13 protein-coding genes are annotated in these 13,696 nt (G+C 55.2%); 9 read left to right on the top strand and 4 right to left on the bottom strand.

Features of this window, described 5'->3' with window-relative positions; genetic code table 11:
* The first annotated feature begins 26 nt into the window (after window positions 1-26).
* The 7 genes from priA (at window position 27) to rraA (ending at window position 8,030) form a co-directional block, all read left to right on the top strand.
* A complete protein-coding gene (priA, locus tag MUU47_RS01885; protein WP_258986413.1) occupies window positions 27-2,225 on the top strand; it encodes a primosomal protein N' in 2,199 nt (732 codons plus the stop codon).
* 150 nt (window positions 2,226-2,375) lie between these two features.
* The gene (gene cytR, locus MUU47_RS01880) at window positions 2,376-3,404 is read left to right on the top strand and encodes a DNA-binding transcriptional regulator CytR (protein ID WP_258986412.1); all 1,029 of its coding nucleotides are present in this window, start codon (window positions 2,376-2,378) and stop codon (window positions 3,402-3,404) included.
* A 93-nt stretch (window positions 3,405-3,497) separates the two neighbouring features.
* The gene (gene ftsN / locus MUU47_RS01875; protein ID WP_258986411.1) at window positions 3,498-4,493 is read left to right on the top strand and encodes a cell division protein FtsN; all 996 of its coding nucleotides are present in this window, start codon (window positions 3,498-3,500) and stop codon (window positions 4,491-4,493) included.
* Between the two features lie 90 nt (window positions 4,494-4,583).
* Window positions 4,584-5,114 carry an ATP-dependent protease subunit HslV gene (gene hslV / locus MUU47_RS01870; protein WP_110511858.1) on the top strand — a complete coding sequence of 177 codons (531 nt, stop codon included), beginning with the start codon at window positions 4,584-4,586 and terminating at the stop codon, window positions 5,112-5,114.
* Between the two features lie 9 nt (window positions 5,115-5,123).
* On the top strand, window positions 5,124-6,458 hold the full coding sequence (gene hslU / locus MUU47_RS01865) for an ATP-dependent protease ATPase subunit HslU (protein WP_258986409.1): 1,335 nt from the start codon (window positions 5,124-5,126) through the stop codon (window positions 6,456-6,458).
* Window positions 6,459-6,525: 67 nt separating this feature from the next.
* Window positions 6,526-7,452, top strand: coding sequence for a 1,4-dihydroxy-2-naphthoate polyprenyltransferase (gene menA / locus MUU47_RS01860; RefSeq protein ID WP_258986408.1), 927 nt, complete (start codon window positions 6,526-6,528; stop codon window positions 7,450-7,452).
* 92 nt (window positions 7,453-7,544) lie between these two features.
* The gene (rraA, locus tag MUU47_RS01855) at window positions 7,545-8,030 is read left to right on the top strand and encodes a ribonuclease E activity regulator RraA (protein WP_110511861.1); all 486 of its coding nucleotides are present in this window, start codon (window positions 7,545-7,547) and stop codon (window positions 8,028-8,030) included.
* A 60-nt stretch (window positions 8,031-8,090) separates the two neighbouring features.
* Here rraA and MUU47_RS01850 read toward each other — a convergent pair whose 3' ends face one another.
* The 4 genes from MUU47_RS01850 to cpxP all read right to left on the bottom strand — a co-directional run bounded on the left by MUU47_RS01850 (window position 8,091) and on the right by cpxP (window position 11,473).
* A complete protein-coding gene (locus MUU47_RS01850; protein WP_258986407.1) occupies window positions 8,091-8,594 on the bottom strand; it encodes a DUF1993 domain-containing protein in 504 nt (167 codons plus the stop codon).
* Window positions 8,595-8,779: 185 nt separating this feature from the next.
* Window positions 8,780-9,742 (bottom strand): 6-phosphofructokinase, encoded by a 963-nt coding sequence (gene pfkA / locus MUU47_RS01845; RefSeq protein ID WP_258986404.1) that lies wholly within the window; start codon window positions 9,740-9,742, stop codon window positions 8,780-8,782.
* A 173-nt stretch (window positions 9,743-9,915) separates the two neighbouring features.
* Complete coding sequence (gene fieF, locus MUU47_RS01840; protein WP_258986403.1) at window positions 9,916-10,830, bottom strand: CDF family cation-efflux transporter FieF; 915 nt, start codon at window positions 10,828-10,830, stop codon at window positions 9,916-9,918.
* Window positions 10,831-10,966: 136 nt separating this feature from the next.
* Window positions 10,967-11,473: a cell-envelope stress modulator CpxP gene (cpxP, locus tag MUU47_RS01835; protein WP_159776425.1), complete on the bottom strand. Its 507-nt coding sequence runs from the start codon at window positions 11,471-11,473 to the stop codon at window positions 10,967-10,969.
* A 150-nt stretch (window positions 11,474-11,623) separates the two neighbouring features.
* Between cpxP and cpxR the strand changes: the two genes are divergently transcribed.
* Together cpxR and cpxA are read left to right on the top strand one after the other, a co-directional pair.
* Complete coding sequence (gene cpxR, locus MUU47_RS01830) at window positions 11,624-12,322, top strand: envelope stress response regulator transcription factor CpxR (protein ID WP_110511866.1); 699 nt, start codon at window positions 11,624-11,626, stop codon at window positions 12,320-12,322.
* On the top strand, window positions 12,319-13,692 hold the full coding sequence (cpxA, locus tag MUU47_RS01825) for an envelope stress sensor histidine kinase CpxA (RefSeq protein ID WP_258986400.1): 1,374 nt from the start codon (window positions 12,319-12,321) through the stop codon (window positions 13,690-13,692). The genes cpxR and cpxA overlap by 4 nt, the downstream gene beginning before the upstream one ends.
* The last annotated feature ends 4 nt before the right edge of the window (window positions 13,693-13,696 follow it).

The following is a 13,696-nucleotide window of genomic DNA, read 5'->3' as shown; positions in this document are numbered from 1 at the left end:
GCTCCTTTTCAAGTCAGGAAGATTCGATGCCCGTCGCACACGTTGCCCTGCCCGTTCCGCTTCCCCGTACCTTTGACTATGTGCTGCCAGATGGCATTAGCGCTCAGGCCGGGTGTCGCGTACGCGTGCCGTTTGGCAAGCAGCAAGAACGTGTGGGGATTGTGGTCTCGGTCAGCGACGACAGCGAACTGCCGCTCAAGGATTTAAAAAGCGTCATTGAGGTGCTGGATGACGAACCCGTTTATTCGCCTGCCGTCTGGCGCATGCTCCAGTGGGCCGCAGACTATTATCACCATCCAATTGGCGATGTACTGTTTCACGCGCTGCCGATTCTGCTGCGTCAGGGGAAACCCGCCAGCGCCGCACCGCTGTGGTACTGGTATGCGACGGAACAGGGCCAGGCAGTGGATATCCACACGCTTAAGCGCTCCGCCAAACAACAGCAGGCCCTGGCCGCACTGCGTCAGGGCAAGATCTGGCGTCATCAGGTTGCCGATTTAGAATTCAACGACGCCGCCCTGCAAGGCCTGCGTAAAAAAGGTTATAGCGATCTGGCAAGCGTAGCGCCTGAGATTTCCGACTGGCGCAATGGCTATGCGGTTACCGGCGAGCGTCTGCGTCTGAACACCGAGCAGGCCACCGCCGTCGGGGCCATTCACAGCGCATCGGACAAATTTTCCGCCTGGCTGCTGGCGGGCGTCACCGGCTCCGGCAAAACCGAAGTCTATCTGAGCGTGCTGGAAAACGTGCTGGCGCAGGGGAAACAGGCGCTGGTGATGGTGCCGGAAATCGGCCTTACGCCGCAGACCATCGCCCGTTTTCGCGAACGTTTTAGTGCCCCGGTCGAAGTGCTGCACTCCGCGCTCAACGACAGCGAACGTCTGTCGGCCTGGCTAAAAGCGAAAAATGGCGAGGCCGGGATTGTGATTGGCACCCGCTCTTCCTTATTTACGCCGTTCAAAAACCTCGGCGTGATTGTCATCGACGAAGAACACGACAGTTCCTACAAGCAGCAGGAAGGCTGGCGCTATCACGCCCGCGATCTGGCGGTATGGCGCGCGCACAACGAGCAAATCCCGATTATTCTCGGCTCGGCAACGCCCGCCCTGGAAACATTGCACAACGTTCGCCAGGGGAAATATCACCAGCTCAAACTGACCAAACGCGCCGGGAACGCACGTCCGGCGACTCAGCACGTGCTGGATTTGAAAAGCCAGCAGTTGCAGGCCGGACTTTCTCCGGCGTTAATCAGCCGGATACGCCAGCATTTGCAGGCCGATAATCAGGTCATTTTGTTCCTCAACCGTCGCGGTTATGCCCCGACGCTGCTGTGTCATGAATGCGGCTGGATAGCGGAATGCCCGCGCTGTGACAGCTATTACACGCTGCATCAGACCCATCGTCACCTGCGCTGCCATCATTGCGACAGCCAGCGCCCCATTCCGCGTCAGTGCCCCTCCTGCGGCTCGACACATCTGGTGCCGGTGGGTTTAGGCACCGAACAGCTTGAGGACGTGCTGGCACCGATGTTTGCCAACGTCCCGATTTCGCGTATCGACCGCGACACCACCAGCCGCAAAGGTGCACTGGAACAATACCTGGCGGAAGTGCATCGTGGCGGAGCGCGCATTCTCATCGGCACCCAAATGCTGGCCAAAGGCCACCACTTCCCGGATGTCACCCTCGTGGCGCTGCTCGATGTCGACGGCGCGCTGTTCTCGGCTGATTTCCGTTCCGCCGAGCGTTTCGCTCAGTTGTATACCCAGGTGTCTGGCCGTGCGGGCCGGGCCGGGAAACAGGGCGAAGTGATTTTGCAAACCCATCACCCGGAACATCCGCTGCTGCAAACGCTATTACATCAGGGCTATGATGCCTTTGCTCAGCAGGCGCTGGCGGAACGTCAAACGCTTCAGCTACCGCCGTGGACCAGCCACGTGCTGATCCGCGCGGAAGATCACAATAATCAGGAAGCACCGCTGTTTCTTCAGCAGCTGCGCAATTTGCTGCAGGCCAGCCCGCTGGCGGATGACAAACTGTGGCTGCTCGGTCCGGTGCCGGCTCTCGCGCCAAAACGCGGCGGCCGCTGGCGCTGGCAAATCGTGCTGCAACACCCGTCACGTTTGCGTTTACAGCATATCGTCAGTGGGGCGATGGCGCTGATAAATACCCTTCCCGCCTCGCGAAAAGTGAAATGGGTTCTGGACGTTGATCCAATCGAAGGCTAACCCCTTGCGCTGCGAGGCAGATCGAAAAATTCAGCTTCCGTCACAATTTTCATGAAATTTCTGTAACTCCCCTGACTTACTCTCTGATAAAAAAGAGACTGTTGTCAGAGACAGCGGAAGTCTCTGCCCCCGTCAGCGAGGAGAACCCAGGTGAAGTCCAAAAAAGAGGTTGTTTCGGCAACCATGAAGGATGTAGCTCAGAAAGCGAATGTCTCAACGGCAACCGTTTCCCGGGCATTGATGAACCCCGACAAAGTGTCGCAGTCCACGCGTAATAAAGTAGAGAAGGCCGCGCTGGAAGTGGGATATTTCCCACAGGCTTTGGGCCGTAACATGAAGCGTAACGAGTCGAGAACCATTCTGGTGATTGTGCCGGACATCTGCGATCCTTTCTTTAGTGAAATCATCCGGGGTATCGAAATTACCGCTGCTGAACAGGGGTATCTGGTGCTGATTGGCGACTGCGCTCATCAGAATCAGCAGGAAAAAACCTTCATCGATCTCATCATCACCAAACAAATCGACGGCATGCTGCTGCTGGGTTCGCGCCTGCCGTTCGACGCCAGCATTGAAGAGCAACGGAATTTGCCGCCAATGGTCATGGCCAATGAGTTTGCACCTGAACTCGAACTGCCGACGGTTCACATCGACAACCTCACCGCGTCCTTTAACGCCGTGAATTTCCTGCACGAACTCGGACATCAGCGCATTGGTTGCATCGCCGGGCCTGAAGAAATGCCGTTGTGCCACTATCGTTTGCAGGGCTACGTGCAGGCGCTTAGGCGCAGCGGGATTACCGTCGATCCGCACTACATCGCTCGCGGTAACTTTACCTTCGAAGCCGGGGCAGCCGCGCTGGAACAGCTGCTGGCACTGCCGCAGCCGCCGACGGCCATCTTCTGCCACAGCGATATTATGGCGCTGGGCGCGCTGTCGCTGGCTAAACGCCGCGGCCTCAAAGTGCCGGACGATCTGTCGATTATCGGCTTCGATAACATTTCGCTGTCGGAATTTTGCGACCCGCCACTCACCACCGTTTCCCAACCGCGTTTTGATATCGGACGTGAAGCCATGCTGTTATTGCTCGATCAGCTTAGCGGTCAAAATGTCAGCAGTGGTTCCCGCTTGCTCGACTGTGAACTGGTGGTTCGCGGTAGTACCACAAAAAATAAGCCTTAAACTAAACGGCTTTCAGACTAGCGGTTCTGGTCAAAGCCCCGCCGCTTAAGTAACATGGCGGGCTGATGAACGAATAAATACAGCGAAACGACAGTGGCACAACGAGATTATGTAAGCCGCAGCAAACCTGCTGCTTCGCGGCGAAAAAAGAGTCCAACAAGGAACTCACGGAAAAAGCAAAGTAGCCTTCCTGCTGTCTCACCAGCCATGGTCGCTATTGCCGCGGCCGTGCTGGTTGCCTTTATCGGTGGCCTGTACTTCATTACCCATCACAAGAAAGAAGAAGCTGAAGCCATGCAGGGCCGCCAGGCCACGGGTAATGGTTTACCGCCGAAGCCGGAAGAACGCTGGCGCTATATTAAAGAACTGGAAAGTCGCCAGCCGGGCGTGCGTGCGCCAACGGAACCGTCTGCGGGTGGCGAAGTAAAAAATGCCAACCAGCTGACCGACGAACAGCGCCAGCTGTTAGCACAAATGCAGGCCGATATGCGCCAGCAGCCGACGCAGCTGACGGAAGTACCGTGGAACGAGCAAACGCCTGAGCAGCGCCAGCAAACGCTGCAACGCCAACGACTTCAGCAGCAGGTGCAGCAACAACAGCAAGTTCAACAGCAGCAGTGGTCACAGACGCAGCCGGTGCAGGCACCGCGCACGCAGTCTCGCCCAGTGGAACAGCAGCAAACGCGTACGGTTCAGAGCCAGCCTGCTCCGCAGCCGCGCCAGACGCAGCCGAAACAAACCACGCAGCAGCCGTATCAGGATCTGATGCAAACGCCGACACATACCACGGCCAGCCAACCGAAAGCGCAGCAGGCTGCACCGGTGACGCGTGAGCCAGAACCGGCAAAACAAGCCGCAGACGATCGCCGTTGGATAATCCAGTGCGGTTCGTTTAAAGGTGCCGATCAGGCAGAAACCGTTCGTGCCCAGCTGGCCTTTGAAGGATTTGATTCACGTATTACCACCAATAACGGCTGGAATCGCGTGGTGATTGGCCCTGTGAAAGGCAAAGATAATGCCGATGGCACTATCTCCCGCCTGAAGGTGGCCGGACACGCAAACTGCATTCGTATCGCCTCCAGGGGTTGAAACCCCCAAAATCCCCCCCATCTATTAATGCATTCTGCCCCGCACAACGTGCGGGGCCTGTATTCTGCTTTACACCCAGGGGGTCCTCTCGTGACAACAATAGTAAGTGTTCGCCGTAACGGTCATGTCGTTATCGCTGGTGATGGTCAGGCCACGCTTGGCAATACCGTCATGAAAGGCAACGTGAAAAAAGTACGCCGTCTGTATAACGACAAAGTGATCGCAGGCTTCGCCGGCGGCACTGCTGACGCCTTCACGCTGTTTGAACTGTTCGAACGTAAACTGGAAATGCATCAGGGACATCTGGTGAAAGCCGCGGTTGAGCTCGCCAAAGACTGGCGTACCGACCGTATGCTGCGCAAGCTCGAAGCGCTGCTGGCTGTAGCAGACGAAAACGCGTCACTTATCATCACTGGTAACGGCGATGTGGTGCAGCCTGAAAACGATTTGATTGCCATTGGCTCCGGCGGGCCGTATGCCCAGGCCGCAGCCCGTGCGCTGCTGGAAAATACCGAGCTGAGCGCTCGTGACATTGCGGAAAAAGCGTTGGGGATTGCGGGTGATATCTGCATCTACACCAACCACTTCCACACCATCGAAGAATTACCTTCTAAAGCGTAAGGATCTCCTATGTCTGAAATGACCCCACGCGAGATTGTCAGCGAACTCGACAAACACATTATCGGCCAGGATGCGGCAAAGCGTTCTGTGGCTATCGCCCTGCGTAACCGCTGGCGCCGTATGCAGCTCGACGAAGAGCTGCGTCACGAAGTGACTCCAAAAAACATTCTGATGATTGGCCCAACCGGCGTTGGTAAAACCGAAATCGCCCGTCGTCTGGCGAAACTCGCCAACGCGCCATTCATCAAAGTCGAAGCCACTAAGTTCACCGAAGTGGGCTATGTCGGTAAAGAAGTTGACTCTATCATCCGCGATCTGACCGATGCTGCCGTGAAAATGGTGCGTATGCAGTCGATTGACAAAAACCGCTATCGCGCGGAAGAAATGGCGGAAGAGCGTATTCTCGACGTGCTGATCCCACCGGCGAAAAACAACTGGGGCCAGTCCGAAGAGCCGCAGGAGCCGTCTGCTGCGCGTCAGGCATTCCGCAAAAAACTGCGTGAAGGTCAGCTCGACGACAAAGAAATCGAAATCGATCTCGCCGCGGCGCCAATGGGCGTTGAAATCATGTCACCTCCTGGCATGGAAGAAATGACCAGCCAGCTGCAGTCCATGTTCCAGAACCTGGGTGGACAGAAGCAGAAGCCGCGTAAGGTGAAAATCAAAGACGCGATGAAGCTGCTGATTGAAGAAGAAGCCGCGAAGCTGGTAAATCCGGAAGAGCTGAAGCAGGACGCTATCGACGCCGTTGAACAGCACGGGATCGTCTTCATCGATGAAATCGATAAAATCTGTAAGCGCGGCGGCAACTCCTCGGGCCCTGACGTTTCTCGTGAAGGCGTTCAGCGCGACCTGCTGCCGCTGGTTGAAGGCTGCACCGTCTCCACCAAGCACGGGATGGTGAAAACCGACCACATTCTGTTTATCGCCTCCGGCGCCTTCCAGGTGGCCAGCCCGTCAGATTTGATCCCGGAATTGCAGGGTCGTCTGCCGATTCGTGTTGAGCTGAAAGCCCTGACCACGCATGACTTCGAACGTATTCTGACTGAGCCAAACGCGTCCATAACCGTGCAGTACAAAGCGCTGATGGGCACCGAAGGCGTGAATATCGACTTCACCGACGACGGCATCAAACGTATCGCTGAAGCCGCATGGCAGGTGAACGAAACCACCGAGAACATCGGCGCGCGTCGCCTGCACACCGTGCTGGAACGCCTGATGGAAGATATCTCCTATGACGCCAGCGAACGTCAGGGCGAGTCCTTTACCATTGACGCAGAATATGTGAGTAAACACCTCGATGCGTTGGTGGCAGATGAAGATCTGAGTCGTTTTATCCTATAATCCAGATAATTGCATTTTCATCACCTTTGATGGGGGCTCTTAGCCCCCATTTTTATTGGCTGGAACAATGACTGAACAATCTCTGAGTCGTACCCAGGCGTGGCTGGAAAGCCTGCGCCCGAAAACCTTACCGCTGGCATTTTCCGCCATTATCGTCGGCACTGCTCTGGCCTGGTGGCAGGGGCATTTCAATCCGCTGGTTGCATTGCTGGCCCTTATTACCGCCGGGCTATTACAGATTTTGTCCAATCTGGCGAACGACTATGGCGATGCGGTCAAGGGCAGTGACAAGCCAGACCGCATTGGGCCGTTACGCGGGATGCAAAAAGGGGTCATCACCCAGGAACAGATGAAGCGCGCGCTGATGGTCACGGTGGGGCTGATTTGTCTGTCCGGCATCGCCTTGCTGATGGCGTCGTATCAGACGATGGAAGATTTTATTGGCTTCATGGTGCTGGGTGGCGTGTCGATTATCGCAGCCATTACCTACACCGTGGGCACACGCCCTTACGGCTATATCGGCCTGGGCGATATTTCGGTGCTTACCTTCTTCGGCTGGCTCAGCGTGATGGGCAGCTGGTATCTTCAGGCGCATACCCTGGAAGCAGTGACGTTCCTGCCAGCTACCGCTTGTGGCCTGCTGGCAACGGCGGTGCTCAATATCAATAACCTGCGCGATATCGACAGCGACCGTGAAAACGGTAAGAACACGCTGGCCGTGCGACTGGGCCCGGTCAATGCCCGCCGTTATCACACCGGTTTGCTGATGGGCGCGCTGCTGTGCCTGGCGCTGTTTAACCTGATGGCACTGCACAGTCCATGGGGTTGGCTGTTCATTCTGGCCGCGCCGCTGCTTATCAAACAGGCGCGTTTCGTCTATACGCACCGTTCCCCGGTAGATATGCGCCCAATGCTCGAACGCACAGTAAAAGGCGCGCTTCTGACTAACCTGTTGTTTGTGGTTGGGATTGTGCTGAGTCGCCTGTTTGCGTAACTGACAAATATCAATTAACAATTGATGATTTTGCCAACAATGCACTTAGCACGATATACTGAAATCACCCGCTGCAACTGAACGTTAAGCCTATGAAATACGATACATCCGAGCTTTGCGACATCTACCAGGAAGATGTCAATGTCGTTGAACCGCTGTTCTCCAACTTTGGTGGACGGTCGTCGTTTGGTGGACAAATTATCACGGTGAAATGTTTCGAGGATAACGGGTTGCTGTACGATATGCTCGAACAGAACGGTCGTGGCCGCATCCTGCTCGTGGATGGTGGCGGCTCCGTACGTCGTGCGCTGATTGATGCCGACCTTGCGCGTCTGGCGGTGCAGAACGAGTGGGAAGGCATGGTGGTCTACGGCGCGGTGCGTCAGGTAGACGACCTGGAAGAGCTGGACATTGGCATTCAGGCCATGGCCGCGATTCCGGTAGGCGCTGCGGGTGAAGGCGTTGGCGAAAGCGACGTTCGCGTCAATTTCGGCGGTGTGACCTTCTTCTCCGGCGACCATCTCTATGCCGACAACACCGGTATCATTCTGTCGGAAGACGCGCTCGACATCGAGTAAGCGCCTTCCCGCATAAAAAAGCCTTCTCTGAGAGAAGGCTTTTTCGTTTTATCAGTACGGTTACTGAATCTTGCCTAAAAAATCTACCTTGCCCAGCGGCACACCGGCCTGGCGCAGAATGGCGTAAGCCGTCGTTGAGTGGAAATAGAAGTTCGGCATCGCGAACTGGAAGACGTAGCTGCTGGCAGTGAAATGCAGCTGATGTTCACGCGCCTGAACCATGATCGGTCGCGCGTCGTCACCGTCCAGCTGTGAATCCTGCACGCTCTTCAAAAAGGCCACGGTGGCAGCAATGCGCTCATGCAGCTGTGCGAAGGTGCTTTCGTTATCTTCCATTGCTGGCGCTTCGACGTTAGCCAGACGCGCAATCGCACGCTTCGCCATATCACAGGTTACCTGCACCTGACGCTTCAGCGGGAACATATCTTCCGCGAGCTTCGCCTCCAGCAGTGCCGTTTCATCAGTCCCCTGCTCTTTCGCCCAGGCCGCACTCTTTTCCAGAACCGCACTCAGACTGACCAGACCGTGAATAAACTGTGCTTTGGTTTCGCTATACAGTGACATTGTCAATTTCCTAATGATTACAAAACGGTAGGGGTTTTTATTGGACTACGTGTCTCATCGAGAGTAAACCCAGCCCCCCTCAAAGAGAAGCGCTTAATGTGCTGGAAAGACAGATACCAGAGGCAAAAAAAATCCGTAACCCCTGAAGGCTACGGATCCTGATTTCACGACCGGTCGGGCAGCGTTTAGTAGAGCTTTTTCGCGCAGTCCAGCAGGTCGGTTTTGAATGGACGCTTCATGTTTTCGATAGCGTCGATGATGTCATGGTGAACCAGTTTCTCGTTTTGGATACCGACACAACGACCGCCGAAGCCTTCCAACAGCAGATCAATCGCATATGCCCCCATACGGGAAGCAAGGATACGGTCGTAAGGCACCGGAGAACCGCCGCGCTGAATGTGACCCAGTACGGTCGCACGGGTTTCGCGTTTGGTTTCGGTTTCGATGTAATTCGCCAGCTCATCGATATCACACATGTGCTCGGTGATAGCGACGATCGCGTGTTTCTTACCTTTAGCGATACCGGCTTTGATTTCAGCGACCAGGTCGTCGCGGCTGAATTCCACTTCCGGGACCACAACAAACTCACAACCACCGGCAATCGCGGCTGCCAGGGTCAGATCGCCACAGTAGCGGCCCATCACTTCAACGATGGAGATACGCTGGTGAGAGGAGGAGGTGTCGCGCAGACGGTCGATCGCTTCAACCACAGTGCCCAGCGCGGTGAAGTAACCGATGGTGTAGTCGGTGCCTTTAATGTCGTTATCAATGGTGCCCGGCAGGCCGATGCATGGGAAGCCCATTTCGGTCAGACGCTTCGCGCCCATGTAGGAACCGTCACCGCCGATAACCACTAACGCGTCGAGGCCGCGTTTTTTCATGTTCTCGATAGCAACTTCACGGATGTGCTCTTCGCGGAATTCCGGGAAGCGCGCAGAACCGAGGAAGGTGCCGCCACGGTTAATCATGTCCGATACGCTGTAACGATCGAGCTGGACCATGCGATCTTCATACAGACCGAGGTAGCCATCATAGATACCAAAAATTTCCAGACCTTCCGAAAGCGCTGCACGCACAACACCACGAATGGCTGCGTTCATGCCCGGGGCATCACCGCCGCTTGTCAACACACCGATTTTCTTAATCATGACTACCTCTGAACTTAGGAATGCTAAAAATTATTCTGTTGCCCGAAGCGCCCCCACAAAAAGGGAGAGATCGACTATATGGAAATAGTATATCAGGCGCATCGTGCTGAATTGATTCAGGTCAGGCCAATCGGCGGTAATTTAGACAAAAAATGCCGATCCGGCCCACATTTTCACAACGAATTACGAAAGTCCAAAAAGCCCTGTCGCCCCAAAGGGACAACTGAGCACGGATCCTGATGAATAATGACATCAGAACCCGGAAAGCGAAGCAATAACGCCTGCTCAACCTGCTCAGCCACTAAATGCGCCTGAACCAACGGCAGGTTATCTTCCATTTCCAAATGAATCTGAATAAAGCGGGTCGGCCCTGACTGCCGCGTACGAAGGTCATGCGCACCGCTGACGCCAGGCCACGCACTCACGATGTTAATGATTTCTTGACGTTCTTCATCGGGGAGCGCCCTGTCCAGTAGCGACTGTACGGCCTCATGCCCCATGCGTATTGCACAATATAAAATATAGATGCCAATTCCCAATGCAAACAATGCATCAGCACGATGCCAGCCGTACCACGCCAGCGCAAGCGCCACCAGAATGGCTCCGTTCATCATAACATCAGACTGATAATGAAGCATATCGGCGCGCACCGCCTGGCTTTGCGTCTTCCGCACCACCCAGCGCTGGAAGGTCACCAGAATTATCGTACTGATGAGCGCAATAACCGTCACCGCCATCCCGACGCCAGGCTCGCGCATCGGTTCGGGCGTGACTAAATGCTGAATGCCGGTCAAAAACAGGAAAAGCGCCGAGCCGGAAATAAACATACTTTGCGCCAGCGCCGCAAGAGATTCAGCTTTACCGTGACCAAAAGTGTGCTCTTCATCAGCAGGTTGCAGCGAATAGCGCACCACCAACAGGTTAGTCAGCGAGGCGGCGATATCCACCAGTGAATCCACCAGCGCCGCCAGAATACTGACGGACCCGGTGTACCACCACGCAAAAATCTTGATCAAAAGTAACACCGAAGCCATTACCGTCGCGGCAATCGCCGCCCGGCTGACCAGACGGCCATAGGTTTGATTCATAAACACTCCCACTCTCTTCTGCGGGTAGTATAGCGGAATGTGATTAAGGTCAGTTGCCGGAAAAAAGACAAAAAAAACCCCCTCATCATGAGGGGGAAGACAGGGATGGTGTCTATGGCAAGGAAAACAGGGTTTATTACTGGTTACTACGGGTATTGCTACTGCTACTAAACAGCGTCGACATCGAGCCTTGCTGCATCTGTGCAACCTCCCGCAACTGATCCATTCGTTGCTGGTGTCGTTCATTTAAAATCGCTTGCTGGTCTGGCGTTAACAGGCGAAACATCTGGTTGCGAACCCGGGCCATTTCGACCTGGCGGACAACCTGTTCCTGCGCCATTTTCTCTGCCTGTGCCTGCACAGCGATTTCATCAAATTTATCTGCGGTGACAAGCTTATGCATTGTCTCCATTTCGCTAACATTAACAGGGGGCTGCTGTCGCCGAGCCTGTTGCATCAGATCACGCATCTGTTGACGCTGATATTCGGTTAAACTTATGCCGTCAAACATATGGCCCTGATGACTGCTCTGCGTCGCCCCGTCATTCGGGGTCCAGTTAACGCTGGTGACGACTTCAGCAGCCTGGCTATTCGCACTTAGCGCCAGCGTTGAGGCCATGACGGCAGCGATAACATTGCGCATCAATTGCTCCCAAGTACTTTTGTTTCGCGATTCAACGAGAGACAGTCTACGATTCAGGCTGCAAACATGCGTCAGGGGGTGTAAAACAACGTAAAGTCATGGATTAGCGAGCCTTGATGACGTAATTTCTGCCTCGGAGGTATTTAATTAATGAATAAAATCCTGTTAGTTGATGATGACCGGGAGCTCACCTCCCTGTTAAAGGAGCTGCTCGACATGGAAGGCTTCAATGTGCTGGTTGCCCACGATGGGGAACAGGCACTGGCGCTTTTGGATGACAGCATCGACCTGCTTTTGCTCGACGTAATGATGCCGAAGAAAAATGGCATTGATACCCTTAAAGAGCTGCGACAGACACACCAGACACCGGTCATTATGCTGACCGCACGCGGCAGCGAACTCGATCGCGTACTCGGCCTTGAGCTGGGCGCGGACGACTATCTGCCAAAGCCGTTTAATGACCGTGAACTGGTCGCTCGTATTCGCGCAATTCTGCGCCGTTCCCACTGGAGCGAACAGCAGCAAACCAGTGACACCAGTTCGCCGAACTTAGAAGTGGATTCCCTGAGCCTCAATCCTGGCCGTCAGGAAGCGAGCTTCGATGGTACGACGCTGGAACTGACCGGCACCGAGTTCACGCTACTTTACCTGCTGGCACAGCATCTCGGCCAGGTGGTTTCCCGTGAACATCTGAGCCAGGAAGTGCTGGGCAAACGCTTAACCCCGTTTGACCGTGCTATCGATATGCATATTTCCAACCTGCGCCGTAAATTGCCAGAGCGGAAAGATGGTCACCCATGGTTTAAAACCTTACGTGGCCGCGGCTATCTGATGGTGTCCGCTTCATGATAGGAAGTTTGACCGCACGCATCTTTGCCATTTTCTGGTTAACCCTGGCACTGGTGTTGATGCTGGTACTGATGTTGCCCAAGCTTGATTCGCGCCAAATGACAGAACTGCTGGACAGCGAACAACGCCAGGGTCTGATGATTGAGCAGCACGTCGAAGCGGAACTCGCGAACGATCCGCCCAATGATTTGATGTGGTGGCGTCGGCTGTTTCGCGCCATCGACAAATGGGCACCTCCGGGACAACGCCTTCTGCTGGTGACCAGCGAAGGCCGGGTGATCGGCGCAGAACGCAATGAAATGCAGATCATTCGTAACTTTATCGGCCAATCCGATAACGCCGATCATCCGCAGAAAAAGCGCTATGGCCGACTGGAAATGGTAGGACCCTTCTCCGTTCGTGACGGGGAAGATAACTACCAGCTCTACCTGATTCGCCCGGCCAGCACCTCGCAATCTGATTTCATCAACCTGCTGTTTGACCGTCCGCTGCTGTTGCTGATTGTCACCATGCTGGTGAGTTCGCCGCTGCTGCTGTGGCTGGCATGGAGTCTCGCCAAACCCGCACGTAAGCTGAAAAATGCCGCCGACGAAGTGGCTCAGGGCAACCTGCGTCAGCATCCGGAGCTTGAATCCGGACCGCAGGAATTCCTCGCCGCCGGTTCCAGTTTTAACCAGATGGTGACGGCGCTCGAAAGGATGATGACCGCCAACCAGCGCCTGCTTTCTGATATCTCCCATGAGCTGCGCACGCCGCTAACGCGCCTGCAGTTAGGCACCGCGCTGCTGCGTCGCCGCACAGGGGAAAGCAAAGAGCTGGAGCGCATCGAAATGGAAGCGCACCGCCTGGACAGCATGATCAACGACCTGCTGGTGATGTCGCGTAATCAGTCGAAAAACGCCCTGGTGAGCGAAAACCTGAAGGCCAATCAGCTGTGGAGCGAAGTGCTTGATAACGCGGCGTTTGAAGCGGAACAGATGGGTAAATCGTTCACCGTTGAATACCCGCCGGGTCCGTGGCCGCTGTACGGTAACCCGAATGCGCTCGAGAGTGCGTTTGAGAATATCGTGCGTAACGCGCTGCGCTATTCGCACACCAAAATATCGGTGAGTTTCTCGGTGGATAAAGACGGCATCACGATTAACGTCGACGATGACGGCCCGGGCGTAAGTCCAGAGGACAGAGAGCAGATTTTCCGTCCGTTCTATCGCACCGATGAAGCCCGTGACCGTGAATCCGGCGGAACCGGCCTTGGCCTGGCGATTGTCGAAACCGCAATTCAGCAGCACCGCGGCTGGGTCAAAGCCGACGACAGCCCGCTGGGTGGCTTACGTCTGACCTTATGGTTGCCGTTGTATAAACGGGGTTGAGGGT

Origin of the sequence: Scandinavium hiltneri (assembly GCF_024764835.1) — a bacterium.
GTDB lineage: Bacteria > Pseudomonadota > Gammaproteobacteria > Enterobacterales > Enterobacteriaceae > Scandinavium > Scandinavium hiltneri.
The sequence above is the reverse complement of the archived record's forward strand: the minus strand, read 5'-3'. Positions and strand labels throughout refer to the sequence as shown.